This window comes from Exobacillus caeni (assembly GCF_005747095.1).
Taxonomy (GTDB): domain Bacteria; phylum Bacillota; class Bacilli; order Bacillales; family Guptibacillaceae; genus Exobacillus; species Exobacillus caeni.
Genome location: NZ_SWLG01000012.1, coordinates 79,036 through 96,436, shown reverse-complemented (window position 1 = coordinate 96,436; position 17,401 = coordinate 79,036). Strand labels below are relative to the sequence as shown.

Here is a 17,401-nt window from a genome sequence, read left to right as displayed (position 1 = left end):
CGTATGGGAAGGTAGGTAGAAAAGGAAACTAGCTTCTCTTAAACCTGTATCCTTTATTCTGGCTTAACCAGTATCTTCACCTGGCTCTTTTGTTCCATCAAAGCATCGAATCCCTGATCAACAATTTCTTCCAGTCCTATCCGTTTCGTTACTAGCTTATCACTCGCAAAGTAACCTTTCGTCATCAATTCCATGACTGCCGGAAATATATCACGGTAGGCGATAATCCCTTTCACAGTTTTTTCTTTTAAAACGATGTTATTCGGCAAAATCGATGCGTCCGATTCCCAGATGCTTACGATGACTGTTTCGCCTTCAAACGAAGTACTGTCGATAGATTGCTGAAGAACAGCAGGAACCCCGGTAACTTCGAAAGAAACGTCGACTCCTCCGTTTGTTAGCTCGTGCAGCCTCTCTACCACATTTTCCTCTGAAGGATTAATAACCTCGGTAGCACCAAGTTCTTTTGCTTTCTCGGTTCGTTCAGGAGATAGTTCAACCGCATAAATTTCTGATGCACCTGCGGCTTTCAACGCTTCGATTACTAACAATCCAATAGGCCCTGTACCAAAGACAGCTGCTTTATCACCGGCTTTCAATTTGCTTAAACGTACCGCATGCAAAGCGACTGCAGCAGGTTCCACGAGTGCCCCCTGTTCGTAAGAAAGCCCCTCAGGCATTTTATGGACCATCTTTTCATCGACCATCGTATACTCCGAGAAACCTCCGCCTCCTCCGGACAGGCCGTGAAAACCCAGCGAATCGCATAGATTATACTTTCCTTGCTTACATGCATCACATTCGCCACATCTAAGAATCGGCTCTACCACTACCGGATCGCCGACTTTCACTTTAGTAACACCCTCGCCTACCTCTGTTACTTCTCCTGAAAACTCATGCCCCATAATGATTGGCGCCTTTTCGTGGCTTACCGGATGCTCTTCTTCTACAGGAACAAAAATCGGTCCGGCCGCATATTCGTGCAGGTCACTTCCGCAAATGCCACACCACTCCACCTTCAGTTTAACCTTCCCCGGCTGGATCTCAGGTTCATCTACAGTTTCTACTCGGATATCTCTTGCGTTATACCAGCGTGCACTTTTCATGTTCGTTGCCTCCCCAGTTACAAAATTAAATGCTTTCATTTTAATGATAGATCAGCAGGTTTTAAAAGTATGTGAAAACACTCACAAAAATCCGCTTTATTTAGAAGAAAGGTTCGCCTATTTGTGCTGTGCGAACCTCACTATCTAAGACTCTACACAAACAATCGATACGGCTTTTCTAAATAGCTCTTCACCTCTCCTAAAAACTCACTGGCTGGCGCCCCGTCAAGAACTCGATGGTCGAATGTGAGACTCAACGGCAGAATGTACCGCTTCTCTACGTTTTCTCCTACGAAAACAGGGGTCGCCTCCGCTCTTCCTATACCGAGAATCCCGGCTTCTGGCGGATTGAGTACTGGTGTGAAGAAGTCGACTCCAAATGCTCCAAGGCTTGTTATCGTAAAGGTAGATCCTTTCATATCTTCTTGTGCAAGCTTTCCTTCTCTAGCTTTCTGGCTTATAGTTCGTATTTGTTGTGAGATTTGACCGGTGGAAAGAGTGTCAGCGTTAGTAATCACAGGGACGACAAGGCCGTTTTCCAAAGCTACTGCAATTCCAAGGTGAACATTCTCGTAGGTTGTAATTTCTTCGTTCTCATAGGTACTGTTCATTTGCGGATGCTTTTGAAGTGCAAGGACAGTTGCTCTCGCGATAAAGTCAGTGATTGTTAGTTTGACACCCTCGCCCTCAAGGTCTGCCTTCGCCTTTTTCTGAATTGCCATCAGCTCTGTTACGTCAGCTTTCATGGTGATCGTAAGCTGTGCGGTCTGCTGAAGGCTATTGTACATCCTTTCCGCGATGACTTTCCGCATCCCGCTCACTTTGCGGCTGTTGCCCTTTTGTTCTTTACGTTCAGGCTTTTTCTCTGGCGGCGGAGGAGCTGCTGCTTGTTGTTTAGCAGGCTGTGATGTGTTGGATGCTTTCTGCTCTTGAATCGCGCGTTCCACATCTGCTCTTGTTACCCTTCCGTTCGGGCCTGTACCTACTAAACTCTCAACCTCAACTCCTTCTGCTTTAGCCAGTTTTCTTGCAGCAGGTGACAGCCGTGGTTTGTTGACCTTGAACTGCTTTGTTTTCGGCTCTTCTTCTTTTACAGGCGCCTCTACAGCTGCGGCTACTTCTTCCTGCCCCTGTGGTTCGGCTTTTTGGGTGTCTTCTTTACTTACCTTCTCATCCTGTTGTCCGATATAACCGATCGGTTTCCCCACTGCCACCACATCATCCTGTTCGGCAGAAATTTCGATCAGAAATCCTTCCCCCGGTGCCTCAATGTCTTTTTCTATTTTTTCCGAGCTGATGACTGCAACGGTTTCCCCTTTTTTAACAGGGTCACCTTTTTTCTTCAGCCATTCCACAACGGTTCCTTCTTCCATGCTCATTCCAAGCTTTGGCATAATAATTTGCACTGACATGAATCGCGTTCCTCCTTTTATGCTGTAGTTATGTTGTGAAAATCCAATAAATTGCGGTGAAGCTTTAATACATCGCGCTAAACCTCTAAAGTTAGTCTGAAGATCCAATAAACTGCTTTGAAGTTCTGATTGTACGCTCTGAAACTCCTACAAACTGCTTTGAACCTCCTATAAACCGCGCTGAACCTCTTATAAACCGCTCCGAACCTCTTATAAACCGCTTCGAAACCCCTAAAATCGAATCCGAACCCCCGATAACCGCTGAACCAAGAATAAAATCTTCTGAACCAGGAACAAATCGCCACGAACCAAGAATAAAATACGCTGAATCAAGAACAAATCTATCCCAATCCAGAATAAGCCCTTCTGAACCACGAACAACTCTTCCCGAATCCAGAACAACTCTCTCTGAATCTCGAATAAGTCTTTCAAACTAGCATAAACTTCTCCTAAAAGGCATCTTTACGTTTAAAAGGAGCGTGCCGCCGAAGCAACACGCTATTTCTTCCTTTTAAACTACCAGCTCTCCGCCGATCAGTTCATCGACAACCTGCAGCACTTTCTCAGGTGTCGGCAGGTAGAGGTCTTCTAATGCCGGCGAGAACGGTACAGGCGTGTGAGGTGCTGTTACCATTTTGATCGGCGCATCAAGGAAGTCGAAGCCCTTGTCCGCGACAAGTGCGGAGATGTCGGTCGCCGCACTGCAGCGTGGGTTCGCTTCATCGACGATCACGAGGCGGCCTGTTTTTTCAACAGAAGACAGAATGGTATCTTCATCAAGCGGTGATAATGTTCTCGGATCGACGACTTCGGTTTCGATTCCTTTTTTAGCCAGCTGGTCGGCTGCTTTTAGTGCTGTGTGCACCTGCTTGCCGATCGCCACAATCGTCAGGTCTGACCCTTTCCGCTTGATGTCTGCTTTTCCGAACGGAATCTTGTAAACTCCTTCTTCTACTTCGCCTTTCATGTTGTATAACGTTTTATCCTCGAAAAACACCACTGGATCGTCATCGAATATCGCCTGCAGCAATAGTCCTTTACAATCAGCAGGTGTCGATGGAACAGCGACTTTGATCCCTGGGATCGCCGTGAACAAACCGTACAAACTCTGCGAGTGCTGGGCAGCCGCTCTGAATCCTGCTCCGTGCATCGTACGGATCGTTAACGGTACCTTCGCTTTGCCGCCAAACATGTAACGAAGCTTGGCTCCCTGGTTCATCACTTCATCAAGGCAGCTCCCGATAAAGTCGTTGAACATCAATTCTGCGATCGGCCTTAGTCCAGTAGCAGCCGCTGTTACCGATGCCCCGATGTATCCTGCTTCCGCGATCGGGGTGTCGAGAATCCGGTCTCTACCGAATTCCTGGACAAGCCCTTTGGTCACGCCCATTACACCGCCCCATGCTTCTTCATCCTGAAGATGGTCGACCTCGGCTCCTCCTGCCACGTCTTCCCCCATCAATATGACGTTTTCGTCTTCTTTCATCGCAAGGCGGATCGCTTCGTTCACTGCGTCTGCAAAAGTAATGATTCTCGCCATTATTGATCACCTCCAGCTTCTTTATAAGACACATAAACATCCGTCAACAGTTCATCAGGCTGAGGATCAGGGCTCTTTTCCGCGAACGCAACCGCGTTCTGCACTGCGTCCTTTACGTTCTGGTCGATTTCATCGAGCTCTTCGGCACTCACAATACTTTCAGTTGTTAAGTATTCACGGAACTTCAGAATCGCATCGAACTCGCTTAGATGCTGTTCTTTCTCCGCTCCTTTATATGTCTGGGCATCTCCTTCAAAGTGTCCATAGTTCCGGTATGTCCGGCATTCGATCAATGACGGCCCTTCGCCATTGCGGGCACGTTCGACCGCTCGCTCAGCCGCTTCATAAACTGCGAGCACATCTTTTCCGTCGACCACTTCTCCAGGAATGTTGTATCCTGCCGCACGATCCGCGATAGAGGTACAGCTTGACGCATATTCGAATGGCGTCGCTTCGGCATAGCCGTTGTTTTCCGCGATAAAAATAACCGGAAGATTCCAGATTGCTGCTAAGTTGATCCCTTCATGGAAAGTGCCGTGGTTGTTCGCACCGTCACCGAAGAAACATACCGCGACCGCTCCGTTCTTTTTCACTTTTGCCGTCAGGCCTGCACCTGCTGCGAGCGGGAATCCTCCACCGACGATTCCGTTTGCGCCGAGCATTCCTTTTGAAACATCGGCGATATGCATCGATCCGCCTTTCCCTTTACATAAGCCTGTCGCTTTCCCATAGATCTCAGCCATCATCCCTTCCAGGTCACAGCCCTTCGCGATACAGTGGCCGTGCCCTCTGTGTGTACTCGTGATACTGTCTTTATCATCAAGATGCGAACAAACACCTACCGCGACCGCTTCTTCTCCGGCATATAAATGAACAAATCCAGGCAACACGCCAGTACTGAAGATCTCATGTACCCTGTCTTCAAAATGGCGGATCTCACACATCTTTTGGAACATCTCTTTCGCTTTCTCACTGGACAACTTCTTTTGTTCTGATTTAATAACTGCCACTGTCCATTCCTCCTCATTCTTATTTTTTGAAAAGGTGGATTCCCTTCACCAACTTTAATTGCAAGTTTCATGCCAAAAAAGAAAACGCTTTCAGATAAGCGTTTTGAAGTGGTTTTGTTTATAAGATTGTCCAATCAAGTGGGACAGGTTTAGACAGTGTCCAAGTTTGTCTCATTTTTTCTCATGCTAGTTTAGCTGGAACTTCTTTAGCTTGCGGTAGAAGGTGCTTCGCGGCATGTCCAGCTTTTGGGCTGCGAGTGAGACATTCCCATCCGTTTGTTTCAGCATGTTCATCATTTTTTCTTTTTCGATTTTTTCGCGGTAAGATAATTCATCTCGTTGTGCTTCTTGGTGTTCAGCAGTTTTCGGCAAATGAATGAGCAGGTTTTCCATCAATCTGTCAGGGGGAAGTTCGGCATCATATAAAATTCGCATCCGGTCTAACACGTTAAAGAGTTCGCGGATATTTCCAGGCCAGTGATAGTTATGAAGCTCAGTCAAAATTTCATGAGGCAATGTTACATGCCAGTTGTTTTTCTTCTGGTAATAATCGATGAAAGCAAGCAGGTCTTCCTTTCGTTCCCTGAGAGGCGGGAGATAGATCGGGAATACAAAGATCCGGTAAAAGAGATCTTCCCGAAGCTGTTTCTTGTTCATCAATTCCTGCAGGTTTCGATGAGTGGCAGTGATCACCCTTACATTTACATCAACAGGTTTAGAGCCGCCGATCGGGATAACCTGGCTTTCCTGGAAAACACGAAGCAGCGCAACCTGCATGCTGTGTGGGATTTCCCCGATTTCATCTAAAAACAGTGTTCCACCGTCGGCCTGTTGTATCTTCCCTTTGTAGCCGTTTTTGCTGGCGCCTGTAAAAGAGCCCGCTGTATAACCGAAAAGCTCGCTCTCCATCAACGCTTCCGGAATCGCACCACAATTGATGGCGATAAAAGGTCCGTCTTTTCGATCGCTGTTCTCGTGGATAGCTTTTGCGATACTCTCCTTACCAGTACCCGTCTCACCATGAATATGGACAGTCACATCCGTTTTCGCAACTTTCTCTGCATTCCACAGCACGTTTTGAAAGGCCTGACTCGTCCCTACTACACCCTCAAACTGAAACCCGAATTTTTCAATGGAAGGAATCGAAGGCGCTTTATTCTTTCGTTCGATCTTCATCCTGTAGCCGATCACACCATCGTGATTGGAAGAGGAGATCGGAATCTTTGTTTTTGCTGTGAACCCTGCATCCAGTACTTCCATCATCGAGATTCTTTCTTGCATAGAGAAGGTTTGCTTTACCTTTTTATTCATCCAAACGATCTGGTCTTTGTTATTAACGAGAATTACGGCGGAGGAAAAATCATCGTCACTTGACGTATATTTCAACAGTTCAATCTCATCTTCCCTCACACGCCTCTGCCATTCCTGTTCGATCGCAAAAACTGTGGAAGCAACAGCTGCCAGGGCATGTTCATGCATCGATTGGTCGATCGGGCTCGTTACATCCAGCACCCCTACAAGCGTCCCTTCGTCATCATGGATCGGAGCTGCTGAACAGACGAACGGCTGGGAAGCGATCGAATAATGCTCTGTTCCGATGATCGTGATCGGCTCATCGATTCGAAGCGCAGTTCCGATCGCATTTGTTCCGACTTTGTCTTCCGTCCATTTGACGCCTTCCATAAAGTTGATCGTCAGCGCCCGTTCAAGTGTATCGGAATGTCCTGTCGCTTTTAACACATAGCCATTTCGATCAGTGAGCAGCACCATAGACTTTGCATTTCCAAACAGTTTACGAAGCTTTTCCACGTAAGGAAGCGCGATTTCAAATAAGATCTTATTGTCCTTAAGCCGGCGGTCAAGCGAAGGGCGAGTAAGAATCTGGTCACCCTTTCCGTTATACGGATTCACTCCCTTTTGCTGGCAAAGATACCATGACTCTGAGATTCGCTTTCGTATCCGGGCAGAATCAAGAACACCTTCCTGTACGAATCGGCTCCATACCTCTCTCTTCAAAGGCACAGCAATGTCCATCTGTTTCACCTCGTTTAACAGATTTATCGCGGGCAGTCATAAAAGTCCGTAGCTATTTAACATTAAAAACTTCTATGTGTAATCTGGAAATCCCTTTCTTTTATTAAAAATGAGAACGAGGTCCTAATAGTTTCGTTGTTTTAAAGTCCCAAAAAATAAAACGCCCTTCCTCTTACAATAAAGGGTTCCGATTTTGGGTGCTATAAAATGACACACTAAATGGCGTGTGAATTGACTCGACATTTTTTCTTGTGAATAAAAGGGTTATTGTGAAATTTTGTCTTGAATGGCACTAAATTGACCTCGTATCTCGTAGAATAACTATTGTACAGTTTAAAATGAATGCCAATCCCCCTGTCATTTGAGTTGTCTTTTTACTGACAATTTATTTCCAAATAATGATAAACTAGAGTAAAGCCTTATTGATCTATAGGGCAGTATGTTGAAGAAAATTATTAAAAGATACCGTTACAAAAAGAATGGTTGTTTATTTAATGGGGGGATTTTATGGGAAAATATGTTGCAATTTTAAAGGATAAAAAGCAAGGGGAACTAACAAAGGAATTATTAAACAGTCACGTGAAACATTTGCAAAACTTAACCGCAAATAAAAAGCTCTTTATTTGTGGACCCTTTAAGGATAATGATAAGGCAATGCAAATACTTATTTGTGACGCAATTGAGGAAGCGATAAATCTTGTTGAAAGCGACCCGTTTATCAAAGAAGGTTATTATGCTACATATGAAGTAAATGAGTTAATCGAAGCAAATGAGAATAATAATTGGCTAATAGAAATACCTCAAACTAAAGAAAATTTAGCTAATTAAAAACACACTTGAACTAACGGATGCGTTTCTTCAAGAAGGAGATCGCACCTTTCTTATTGGAGTAACGGGCATTTTTGTTTAATAAGATTTTTTCAATAAAACTTAGGAAGGTTAACTTCAATGACCCATAGAAAAGTTGTTATTTTGACTATATTAATGTGTTTATCGCTTGTTGCGTGTAGTAAAGAGCCTTTGATAAATGAAAACTACAATAACGTTTCTGTTATAAACACCTCAACTGATAAAGTATTATATGAAACAACTAATCAAGAAAAAGTAAATGAAATCATTTCAGAGATAAACAATTCAAAACGCACAGACACCTGGGAAGGTCCAGGTTCAGTATATAGTCTTGTGTTAAGTGATGATAGAAGCAGTAAAGAAGCAAGTTACCACCTTCAAGAAGATGGAACTGGAGAAATAGTGATTGATGGATATTACGTATACACGCGATTTTATTTGATCGAGTAAATAATTATAGGATTTGGAAGTAGCTCTATTCTTATAAAAAAACGGGGCAGTTTAGTTTAAGAAGTTAAAAGTTAAAACTAATTAAATTAGAATTTGAAACTTTTATACCTCCGACTCGTCTCTTTAGTTAAGAAATATTTCTAATTGGAGTGAAAGTCATCGATGTATAAAGGCTTTAAAAGCGATGTGGTGCCTCTTTTATTTTTTGGTGTCCTTTCAGCTATAGGCTTCTTTCTAATCTATAAAATGACCGCCGATCCAACTAATCCCTCTGGAAACGGAAATCCCGCAATCTTAATAATGATTCCAACAATACTACTTTACTTAGCTTTTCTGTATTGGATTTATAAAATTTCTTATAAAGTTTTTACGGGAAAAAAGTGGATTTTGATTGGTTCTCTGGTTGCGGCAGTATTGCTGTTAATTGCTGAAATCTTATATGTTCAAAGTGTTGAAAAAAGCTTAGAAAGTCTGTGGTATTTTGATAAAATCGGTTGGTTTAGTCAATTTACAAATAAATTGTACTTCAATGGGATTACTTTTTTTATCGGTGTAACTTTGGCAGTTATGCTCTCGTTTTTAAAATATGAATTGTCGCGACGCTAGAATTGTTGAGTTGTTCAACTTATTGTGGCAGTTCCTTATTAAGTTAAAGGGCAGCTTAATTTAACAAGATGAAACTTTAGATTTTTTGAAATGTATCAAAGACAATATTTATCTTGGAGGTGATATTTCTTTATGGTTTTTCATTCAAAAGTAGATGCATTTTTTATCAACTTTACGTTGATTGTAGTGCTCGTTATTGCTTTAGTATCATTTTTTCCATTATTCACGGAAGGCGGCACTCAATTACCAGTGGTTCTAATTCTTAGTTCATCATTCCTTATTGTGATAAGTTTTATTTTATGGACTGCTTTTTCGGTTAAGTATATTTTTTATACTGATTATTTACTTATAAAAGGTGGACCATTTAGAAGTCGAATTCCATATGAAAGTGTAATGAAGGTATCACCTACAACTTCAATCTTTATTGGGCATAGAATATTGTCATCCAGGGATGCGATTGAAATTTTCAATAACACAACATTTATGGGAAGTATCAAAATTTCACCCAGAAATAAAAGAGAGTTTATTACTGAATTAAAAAAAAGATGTCAAAACGTAAAAATACAAGTTTGTGAATAAATATACTTAAAGTAATGGTTACTTTACTTTAATAAAAAGCCGCCTATTATTACCTATGTCATAAATTAAAAATTTTTAAATAAGGCACGCCAATACTGTTGTCAGTTAGCGTGCCAATTTCTTTGCTATTTCTTATTTTGCACCTCAAAACGCCCTCCCACTTACAAGGTGTAAAGACATCAAAAGGTTAAGTTATACTTTCTGCCCGCTCCATCGGAAAAATTTTGTAGAAAGAAATATCGATGCAACCCCTATTAAGAAAAGAACGAGTACATCCACACCGTTATCCCAGAGCGGAGATGTGTTCCAGGTGGCACGAAGCAGCTCAACAACATAATAAAGAGGCAGAATTTTAGCCACATACTGAAGGACTTGCGGCATCACTTCGAGAGGAAAGGTGGCCCCCGATAAAAACAGCATCAAGTTTAACAGCAATGAGCTTATCGCCGCTGCTGATTTCGTGTCTTTTGCGAGTGATGTCATCAACAGTCCGAACGGGAAGAAGCAGATAAGACTCAACAGAAGCGCGCCAAACGTACTTCCGATATATGCCGGCAGCTGAAGATCATAGAAGAAATACCCGAACAGAAAGATGACGATTGCACTAATGCCAAAGATGACAGCTCCCTGGATCGTATGGGCCGCTAGAATTTTCCAGGGTTTGATCGGTGTGAGCTGATAACGCCGGAGGATCCCCTTTTCCCTGTAATTCGCAAGCACTGTCCCAAGTGTAAAAAAGGAAACCGTCATGATATTAACTGCGATCCAGGAAGGAATATACACACTGCTGTAGGAAAGTCCGTTGATCTTCTGGTCGCCAAACATCGAACCGAACAGCCAGATCATGATCACCGGGAATAAAAAGGTCCAGAATACAGTTGTTTTATCACGGAAAAACAGAACGATTTCTGTTTTCGTTACTTTTAATAGGCTATTCATGCCGTTTCCTCCTTATGAAGCAGGTGGACGAACAAATCATCGAGGGTTCCTCTTTCGAACTGGAAACCTTCGATCGTCCAGTTCCGCTCTTCCCCTTCTTTAAACAGATGGTAAGACGTTCTTTGAAGCTGTTCTGTCATGATCCGGTAATGCCCCTCTGTGTTCTCAAGGGAAATCACACCAGGCAATCTAGAAAGGATATTTTCGTCTGCATCTCTCGAATAGAAAGATAAATACTTTGTCGCAAGGTCTTCAAGAAGCTGTTTCGGTTCTCCAAGTGCTTCTAGTTTACCACCGTAGATCATCGCGATCCGATCGCACAGCTTTTCTGCTTCTTCCATGTAATGGGTAGTCACGATTATTGTTGATCCCCTGTCACGCAAATAGTGAATAATATCCCAGAGATCTCTTCTTGCCTGCGGATCAAGACCCATACTCGGTTCATCCAGAAAAACGATCTCGGGGCTATGTAATGTTGCAAGTGCCAGTGTCACACGCTGCTTCCACCCTCCCGACAGATCCTCAAAATAGACATCCATCTTTTCATCTAACCCGAGTTTTTCAATCAGATCCCCGAGATTATCATTGTTGGGATAAAAAGATGAAAAGAGATCAAGTGCTTCTTTAACTTTTATTTTCTCCTGGATTGCGGTTGACTGAAACTGGACGCCTATTCTGGCATTCAAATTCCTGCGGTTCTTTTCCGGGTCCATTCCGAGAACCTGGACTTCCCCTCCGTCGCGTTTCCTGATCCCTTCTAAAATCTCGATCGTCGTTGTTTTACCTGCACCGTTCGGCCCAATGATCCCAAATATCTCTCCTTTGCCAACTGAAAACGACACATCTTTTACAGCATCCACATCCCCATATTGCTTCCGCAGCTGCTTTACAGTAATAACGGAATCCAAAGAGAATCCCCTCCTTGTTTTTACTCATTTATTGTATACGGTTGACAATTAAAATAGTTGCAATTTTTTAAATCCCCCCTGTTAAGTTACTAGCTAATTTTTTTTAAAAAAAATCGCCTCTAAAAGAAAAAACACCGCACTTGGACGGTGTTTTGCTTAAAACCGATATTCCTGGTCAATTGAACAACTTCAATTCGCCAAATATCTTTTTCTACTTAAAAATTTCTCCCCGAACTCATTAATAAAAATGGCCAGTATAATTAATCCGATCCCTAACCACTGCAGCAGATTCACCTGTTCAGATAGAATAACCATCGCTGAAATGATCGCGACAGGCAATTCGATGGAACTTAAAACATTCGCCAACCTGCCCGGGATAAGTGGCGCTCCAATCGCAAAGAACAAAGTCGGGAGTACTGCCCCAACTAAAGCAACTCCCAATCCGATACCCAAAAGCCGTACATCAGCAAGCGGAACTGTTGGTATGTCTCTAAGGAAAATCAATGAGACAAGTAACAATGAGCCAGTTACCATCAAAGCGCTTCGGACAACAGGATTCGTTTTAGTAGAAACCTGCCCGCTAAAGTAAATAAAACCCGCATACGAAACAGCCGACAACAATCCCAGCAACAGTCCGATAAGGGGGAGATCCATACCCGATCCACCTAGAATATTTGAGGCAAAGAAAACACCTGTTAAGGTTACTAGAGTAGAAATCAAATTAACCCGGGTCGGTTTGCTATTGTCAAAAATCCACTCATAAATCATGCCGATCCAAACAAACTGAAAGAGAAGAATGATAGCAAGTGAAGCCGATAAATACTGTAAAGCTGCATAATAAAAGACACTCGTTAAACCAACGGATGTGCCTACCGCAATGATCTGTATGATTTCTTTCCTTGTAATGTCCTTTATACTCAAACCTTTCAATAGAGTTATCACCCAAAAGAGGACCATAGCCAGAAACATTTGGGTGATGATTAAATCTCCAAGGGAATAACCATATTCAAATCCTTTTTTAACAAAGATAGGTGTGAACCCAAAGCTTGCAGCACCTGTTAAAACCAACGGGATTCCTTTAAATTTCATAAAAGCCCCCCTCTCAAAGATTCTCTTCTAAAGCTATCTTAACACTTTAAAACTCCGCACATGAAGGTGAGCGGAGCAAAATTGTGCTTATTGTTTTAGGAAGACAACTCCCTCTTAATCGCTTAATCCAAATATATCCCCTAAGCCGGCATAATTACCAGCTAATCTTGCAAGAGGGTTCAATTTTTCAATATCTGTTTTGTAATTTCCAGCATAAAATTCATCCTTGATCGAATAGTGGATCATTTCTCCGATAACAAGGTAGTTTGAGCCAGTTCGTATAATCTGGTCTAACTTACACTCCATTTTGATCGGGCTTTCTTCTACGCCAGGAGGTTTTACTTTCACACTTTTCACAGGTGTAACTTCAGCATATTCAAATTCGTTCGATTCACTCGGCAGATTAGCAGAGCTTTTGTGCATCGGTTCTGTCAGCTCGAACGGTACGAAGTTGATGACGAATTCTTCCTGTTCGCGGATGTTTGCGAGCGTGTCCTTTACCGTTCCTCTTCGTTCCCCTTTTCCTTGCGCAGCTATCGAAATACATAACATGGGAGGCTTTGCAGAGGCAACTGTAAAAAAGCTGAACGGAGCGAGGTTGAATACACCTTCTTTGCTCTCTGTTGATATCCAGGCGATAGGACGTGGTATCACGGAGCCGATCAATAATTTGTAAAGTTCTTTTCCGGAAATTTCATTTGGGTCTATGTTCATTTGCTTCGCTCCTTCTATAGGTACGTTACTTATTTCTCCATCAATAATCTACCTTAATAGTACCAATTTTCCGTCTTTGCATAAATTGAAAGGTATTTTCGTATCGCCCTTTTATGTTTTTGCTGAGGTTTTCTGGAAGTATCAGGATATATCTTCGAATCTTAAGATATATCTTCGAAAAACAGAATTTATCTACGAGTTTTTGTTTTTATCTTCGAATTAAGAAATATATCTACGAAAATCCCAATTTATCGATTTTTCGACAAACCTGGCCTCTCCCTAACATAAAAAAAGCCCTCCCGAGGAAGACTTTTTTCATAATCCTTAGCTTTTCACTTTTAACGGGACGACTCTTTCTCCAACTGCACGAATCAGCTCTGCTGGCATCGGGAACGCGACTGCCGCTGGATCGGAAGCAACTGCCGCTACTGTTCTATCGAGGTCTTCCCCTGACAAATGAAAGCTTTCAAAGTCAGCTGGCAGACCTACCTGTTGTTGAAGTGCCCTGATCTTTTCGACTACTGCGCTAAGCACTTCCTCAGGGTTACCTTCGTTCTCGACAGACAAGGCCTGTGCCAGTTCTTTAATCTTCGGAAGATAAAGCTGTGGAATGCTTTCCATGACAACCGGCAGGAATACTGCATTTGCCAGGCCATGCGGAATTCGGAACAATGCTCCATACGCGTGTGCAAAGTTATGCACCGGGATCGCATTCAAAGCGAAGCTGAAAGCAGTGATCCCCATCAAGCTCGCCTGAAGCATCTCCATCCTCGCATTCACGTTCGTACCTTCTTCCACTGCAGTCTGGATGTTTTGTTCGATCAAGCGAATCGCATGAAGTGCATGGGCATCCGTGATGGATGTTGCAGTCGGGGAAGCAAGTGCCTCGATTGCATGTGTTAAGGCATCGAACCCGGTGAACGCTGTGATTCCTGCTGGTAGCGATACTGTTAGGTCAGGATCCAATACCGCCATATCAGCAGCGATGAACGGGTTGATCAAGTTCGTTTTCAATTGAATCTCTTCATTATAAATAACGGCGATCGGTGAAACTTCAGAGCCAGTTCCTGCTGTTGTCGGAACAGAAATATGCGGGATAGGAATGTAACTCGCTTCAGGGAACGTTTCGTATTTGAATCCCCCTGGTATCGCTTCTTTAATATCGGTAAGGCCGTTATGAAGGGAGTATTTAACTCCTTTTACCGTATCAAGTACACTTCCTCCGCCTACTGCAAGCAGTGCATCTGCTCCGAGCTCTCTCGCGTAGCGAGTCGCTTCATTAACAGTACTGCTCTCTGCATCCTGTGTGATGTCCAGAAATGTACCGACCAGCTCGGGACCGACACCATGCGACGTTAAATCAAATATCTGTGCTACTTTCTCTACAATACCAGCCTTCTCTAATCCTCTATCACTGAAAAGAATGACTCTTTTTGCACCCAGTCCTCGGAAAAGGTCAGGAATCATCGCCCGTGTGTTAGATCCACTGTAAATTCCTGTTCTTAGCATGAACTGGGAAAAGGTTGTTTTTAACATGAAACCACCCCGCTAATAGATTTTAAATTCCTGTGTTTCCAATTTGACTTTACTCCGGCTGGGAAAATAAAATTTGATACCAGCTTCTCTTCTCGACCTGCGGCACCATCGATGTATGCACATGCTTGAGCTGTGTATATGCATCAAGCGAATGCTTGCCCATCTCCCTGCCGATACCGCTCTGTTTGTATCCTCCGAACGGCGCATCATTGCGAAGCATGTGCCAATCATTGATCCAGACAACCCCTGCCTTTAGTTTCCGGGTTATGTCATAAGCTTTGTTAACATCTCTAGTCCAGACTCCGGCAGCCAGACCGTAGATCGTATCGTTGGCGAGATCGATCACTTCTTCTACAGTGGAATAGCGGATTACCGAAAGGACCGGTCCGAATATCTCTTCCCGGGCGATCTTCATGTCGTTCGTTACATCCGTAAAGATGGTAGGCTCGATGAAATGGCCGCCTTCACAACCCTCTATAGTTACTTCGTTTCCGCCGTATGCTAATGTAGCACCTTCTTTTTTTCCTGTCTCGATATAGGATAAAATCGTATCACGCTGTTTCTCTGAAACAACTGGTCCCATGTCTGTCTCCTGATCGAGAGGATTTCCTAGCTTCAGCTTTTTCGCGTTCTCGACCAGTGCTTTCACAACGTCTTCGTAGATGGTGTCCGGCACAAACAGCCTCGTCCCTGATTCACAGAGCTGTCCTGAGTGGAGGAACACACCGAAAAGGCTACCCGGAATGGCAACTTCAAGATCTGCATCTTCCAGCAGGATATTCGGTGACTTGCCACCAAGCTCAAGCGTCGTATTCTTGATAGTCGCAGAAGCAAGCTTCATGATTTCCCTTCCTACTTCTGTCGATCCAGTAAACGCGATCTTATCCACACCAGGATGGCCAGCGAGGTATTCGCCAACTTCTTTCCCGGGTCCCGTGACCACATTAATTACACCAGGAGGGACGACGTTCGAAATAATTTCTGCTAGCTTCAGTGTCGTTAAAGGCGTATAGCTTGCCGGCTTGATTACGATCGTATTTCCCATCGCTAAAGCGGGTGCGATCTTCCATGACGCGATCAGCATCGGCATGTTCCATGGTGTGATGGCAGCACAGACTCCGATCGGTTCCCTCCATACGAAGTTGTGTGATGGCCCCGGGAACGGCGGTACAGGAAGTGTCTCTGAAAAAGGATAGTCGACTACAAAGCTTGCCATCTGCTGAAACAGGTCAGCCATCTGAAGGATATCGTTCGAGGACACCCTTCTCACCGTGCCTCCCGAGCTGATTACCTCTAGATAAACAAGTTCTTCCGCATGGGCAACGATCTGATGGGAGATCGCGTTCAATACATTCGCGCGATCCTTCGGTTTCATTTCGCGCCATTCTTGATTTTCAAAAGCCTGCTTTGCAGCTTCTACCGCGTTGTCCACATCCGCTTCGTTGCCTTTTGCAACCTTTGCGACTACGTCTCCTGTCGCCGGATTCAACACATCAAAGGTTTCCCCTGACTGTGAAGCCACCCACTGTCCATTGATAAACATCGGAAAGCTTTTTACATCTACTTTTACCGTCACTATGATTACCTCCTTAGCAATAGTTTGTTTCCTTTCTAACTCGTTACGCCAACCTCTGCGTCAGTTGTTTTATAGATTTCATCAAGGCTCTTATACCTTGCTCTTCCAATGACCTCCATGCGGGCGTTAATTTGTTTCTGGGAAAAAGCTACCGTGTCTTCGAGCGTTCCGCCGAAGCTCGTCACTTCCTGGCCGTTCATCCCTTCTTCGTTTAATTTCACCGAAAGAGGCGCTAGTTCTTGCATCTTTTTGACCACAAGCTCGTAGATCGAAGGCTTCTCGCAAATAAGTCTCTGGAGCAAGTATGTACCGTAGCCGATATGGCGCGATTCATCCTTTTTCAGATAGCCGATCCCTTTCATCAGTCCCGGCATTTTCCCCAACGCATCAAGAGAATTGTAGAAGGAAAAATATCCTGTTTCTGCAAGAACCCCTTCGACAAACATGTTATAAACAGTAGAAGCTTCGGCCATTGCTTCTGGAGAATGGTCGTGAACCAGTTTTTCCATCGCCTCCGGCAAAATCTCATAGAAGATTTTTCGATATGTCGGTGTATGATAGTGTGATAGGTCGTCTTTTGCCCCTAGCGTATTCAACACAATCCGGAAAAACTCGGTATGTTTTGCTTCCTCGTATAAAAAGGTCGTCAAGAAGATCTCCTCTTCGATTCTCCCTTCTTTCGCAATGACCATGATTAACGGCAGCAGGTCCAGTGTCACCGCTTCTTCTCCTGCCTGAAACTGTGAGATGAGCTTTAAGATCTGTTCTTGCTGTTCCGGCAACAGTGTCTTCCAGTCCTCTTTATCCTTTGAAAAATCGATGTCTGATGGATTCCAGGTGCCGAACTTCTTCGCCTTTTGATAGAGCCGGTACGGAAAAGAATCTTCACGGAGCCCCCTTTTGCTTGTAGTGATTATTTCGTTCCTGCCCATCGGCTCGTCCCCCTTTCAATTGAATTAAAAGCGGAAATAACGTATACTTATTTTAGAAAATTCTGACATGTAAAGGCTTACATTTCTATCTTAAATATTTTGTTGAACCGTTACAATCACT

At 43.6% G+C, this 17,401-nt stretch carries 16 protein-coding genes; 4 read left to right on the top strand and 12 right to left on the bottom strand.

Annotated elements, in window-relative coordinates; all coding sequences use genetic code 11:
- Nucleotides 1-53: 53 nt before the first annotated feature.
- The 5 genes from FCL54_RS16540 to FCL54_RS16520 form a co-directional block, all read right to left on the bottom strand.
- On the bottom strand, nucleotides 54-1,106 hold the full coding sequence (locus tag FCL54_RS16540; RefSeq protein WP_138127844.1) for a 2,3-butanediol dehydrogenase: 1,053 nt from the start codon (nucleotides 1,104-1,106) through the stop codon (nucleotides 54-56).
- 152 nt (nucleotides 1,107-1,258) lie between these two features.
- Complete coding sequence (locus FCL54_RS16535; RefSeq protein ID WP_138127843.1) at nucleotides 1,259-2,518, bottom strand: dihydrolipoamide acetyltransferase family protein; 1,260 nt, start codon at nucleotides 2,516-2,518, stop codon at nucleotides 1,259-1,261.
- 511 nt (nucleotides 2,519-3,029) lie between these two features.
- Entirely contained in the window at nucleotides 3,030-4,058 is a 1,029-nt protein-coding gene (locus FCL54_RS16530) for an alpha-ketoacid dehydrogenase subunit beta (protein ID WP_138127842.1), read from the bottom strand.
- A complete protein-coding gene (locus FCL54_RS16525) occupies nucleotides 4,058-5,014 on the bottom strand; it encodes a thiamine pyrophosphate-dependent dehydrogenase E1 component subunit alpha (protein WP_138127895.1) in 957 nt (318 codons plus the stop codon). Before FCL54_RS16525 ends, FCL54_RS16530 begins: the two co-directional genes overlap by 1 nt.
- A 240-nt stretch (nucleotides 5,015-5,254) precedes the next feature.
- Nucleotides 5,255-7,102 (bottom strand): sigma-54-dependent Fis family transcriptional regulator, encoded by a 1,848-nt coding sequence (locus FCL54_RS16520; protein ID WP_138127841.1) that lies wholly within the window; start codon nucleotides 7,100-7,102, stop codon nucleotides 5,255-5,257.
- A gap of 507 nt (nucleotides 7,103-7,609) precedes the next feature.
- On the opposite strand from FCL54_RS16520, the gene FCL54_RS16515 reads away from it, so the two are divergent.
- The 4 genes from FCL54_RS16515 to FCL54_RS16500 all read left to right on the top strand — a co-directional run bounded on the left by FCL54_RS16515 (nucleotide 7,610) and on the right by FCL54_RS16500 (nucleotide 9,586).
- The gene (locus FCL54_RS16515) at nucleotides 7,610-7,930 is read left to right on the top strand and encodes a YciI family protein (RefSeq protein ID WP_138127840.1); all 321 of its coding nucleotides are present in this window, start codon (nucleotides 7,610-7,612) and stop codon (nucleotides 7,928-7,930) included.
- Nucleotides 7,931-8,050: 120 nt separating this feature from the next.
- Nucleotides 8,051-8,401, top strand: a complete 351-nt coding sequence (locus tag FCL54_RS16510; protein ID WP_171016884.1) for a hypothetical protein — start codon at nucleotides 8,051-8,053, stop codon at nucleotides 8,399-8,401.
- A gap of 162 nt (nucleotides 8,402-8,563) precedes the next feature.
- Nucleotides 8,564-9,007 (top strand): hypothetical protein, encoded by a 444-nt coding sequence (locus tag FCL54_RS16505; protein ID WP_138127838.1) that lies wholly within the window; start codon nucleotides 8,564-8,566, stop codon nucleotides 9,005-9,007.
- A 132-nt stretch (nucleotides 9,008-9,139) separates the two neighbouring features.
- Nucleotides 9,140-9,586: a PH domain-containing protein gene (locus tag FCL54_RS16500; protein WP_138127837.1), complete on the top strand. Its 447-nt coding sequence runs from the start codon at nucleotides 9,140-9,142 to the stop codon at nucleotides 9,584-9,586.
- Between the two features lie 192 nt (nucleotides 9,587-9,778).
- On the opposite strand, the gene FCL54_RS16495 is transcribed toward FCL54_RS16500, so the two are convergent.
- The 7 genes from FCL54_RS16495 to FCL54_RS16465 all read right to left on the bottom strand — a co-directional run bounded on the left by FCL54_RS16495 (nucleotide 9,779) and on the right by FCL54_RS16465 (nucleotide 17,280).
- Nucleotides 9,779-10,525 carry an ABC transporter permease gene (locus FCL54_RS16495; RefSeq protein WP_138127836.1) on the bottom strand — a complete coding sequence of 249 codons (747 nt, stop codon included), beginning with the start codon at nucleotides 10,523-10,525 and terminating at the stop codon, nucleotides 9,779-9,781.
- A complete protein-coding gene (locus FCL54_RS16490; RefSeq protein ID WP_138127835.1) occupies nucleotides 10,522-11,433 on the bottom strand; it encodes an ABC transporter ATP-binding protein in 912 nt (303 codons plus the stop codon). Before FCL54_RS16490 ends, FCL54_RS16495 begins: the two co-directional genes overlap by 4 nt.
- A gap of 189 nt (nucleotides 11,434-11,622) precedes the next feature.
- Nucleotides 11,623-12,522 (bottom strand): EamA family transporter, encoded by a 900-nt coding sequence (locus FCL54_RS16485; RefSeq protein ID WP_138127834.1) that lies wholly within the window; start codon nucleotides 12,520-12,522, stop codon nucleotides 11,623-11,625.
- A gap of 114 nt (nucleotides 12,523-12,636) precedes the next feature.
- Nucleotides 12,637-13,236, bottom strand: coding sequence for a flavin reductase family protein (locus FCL54_RS16480; protein WP_138127833.1), 600 nt, complete (start codon nucleotides 13,234-13,236; stop codon nucleotides 12,637-12,639).
- A gap of 324 nt (nucleotides 13,237-13,560) precedes the next feature.
- Nucleotides 13,561-14,772 (bottom strand): iron-containing alcohol dehydrogenase, encoded by a 1,212-nt coding sequence (locus FCL54_RS16475; protein ID WP_138127832.1) that lies wholly within the window; start codon nucleotides 14,770-14,772, stop codon nucleotides 13,561-13,563.
- Nucleotides 14,773-14,821: 49 nt separating this feature from the next.
- Nucleotides 14,822-16,315 (bottom strand): aldehyde dehydrogenase family protein, encoded by a 1,494-nt coding sequence (locus tag FCL54_RS16470; protein WP_425467138.1) that lies wholly within the window; start codon nucleotides 16,313-16,315, stop codon nucleotides 14,822-14,824.
- Nucleotides 16,316-16,383: 68 nt separating this feature from the next.
- Nucleotides 16,384-17,280: a R2-like ligand-binding oxidase gene (locus FCL54_RS16465; protein WP_138127830.1), complete on the bottom strand. Its 897-nt coding sequence runs from the start codon at nucleotides 17,278-17,280 to the stop codon at nucleotides 16,384-16,386.
- Between the last annotated feature and the right edge of the window lie 121 nt (nucleotides 17,281-17,401).

Coding starts and splice junctions, on each gene's coding strand:
- FCL54_RS16540 (WP_138127844.1), bottom strand. CDS start 1,106: ATGAAAAGTGCACGCTGGTATAACGCAAGAGATATCCGAGTAGAAACT.
- FCL54_RS16470 (WP_425467138.1), bottom strand. CDS start 16,315: ATGTTTATCAATGGACAGTGGGTGGCTTCACAGTCAGGGGAAACCTTT.
- FCL54_RS16510 (WP_171016884.1), top strand. CDS start 8,051: ATGACCCATAGAAAAGTTGTTATTTTGACTATATTAATGTGTTTATCG.
- FCL54_RS16485 (WP_138127834.1), bottom strand. CDS start 12,522: ATGAAATTTAAAGGAATCCCGTTGGTTTTAACAGGTGCTGCAAGCTTT.
- FCL54_RS16495 (WP_138127836.1), bottom strand. CDS start 10,525: ATGAATAGCCTATTAAAAGTAACGAAAACAGAAATCGTTCTGTTTTTC.
- FCL54_RS16465 (WP_138127830.1), bottom strand. CDS start 17,280: ATGGGCAGGAACGAAATAATCACTACAAGCAAAAGGGGGCTCCGTGAA.
- FCL54_RS16520 (WP_138127841.1), bottom strand. CDS start 7,102: ATGGACATTGCTGTGCCTTTGAAGAGAGAGGTATGGAGCCGATTCGTA.
- FCL54_RS16535 (WP_138127843.1), bottom strand. CDS start 2,518: ATGTCAGTGCAAATTATTATGCCAAAGCTTGGAATGAGCATGGAAGAA.
- FCL54_RS16475 (WP_138127832.1), bottom strand. CDS start 14,772: ATGTTAAAAACAACCTTTTCCCAGTTCATGCTAAGAACAGGAATTTAC.
- FCL54_RS16480 (WP_138127833.1), bottom strand. CDS start 13,236: ATGAACATAGACCCAAATGAAATTTCCGGAAAAGAACTTTACAAATTA.
- FCL54_RS16500 (WP_138127837.1), top strand. CDS start 9,140: ATGGTTTTTCATTCAAAAGTAGATGCATTTTTTATCAACTTTACGTTG.
- FCL54_RS16515 (WP_138127840.1), top strand. CDS start 7,610: ATGGGAAAATATGTTGCAATTTTAAAGGATAAAAAGCAAGGGGAACTA.
- FCL54_RS16525 (WP_138127895.1), bottom strand. CDS start 5,014: ATGTTCCAAAAGATGTGTGAGATCCGCCATTTTGAAGACAGGGTACAT.
- FCL54_RS16505 (WP_138127838.1), top strand. CDS start 8,564: ATGTATAAAGGCTTTAAAAGCGATGTGGTGCCTCTTTTATTTTTTGGT.
- FCL54_RS16530 (WP_138127842.1), bottom strand. CDS start 4,058: ATGGCGAGAATCATTACTTTTGCAGACGCAGTGAACGAAGCGATCCGC.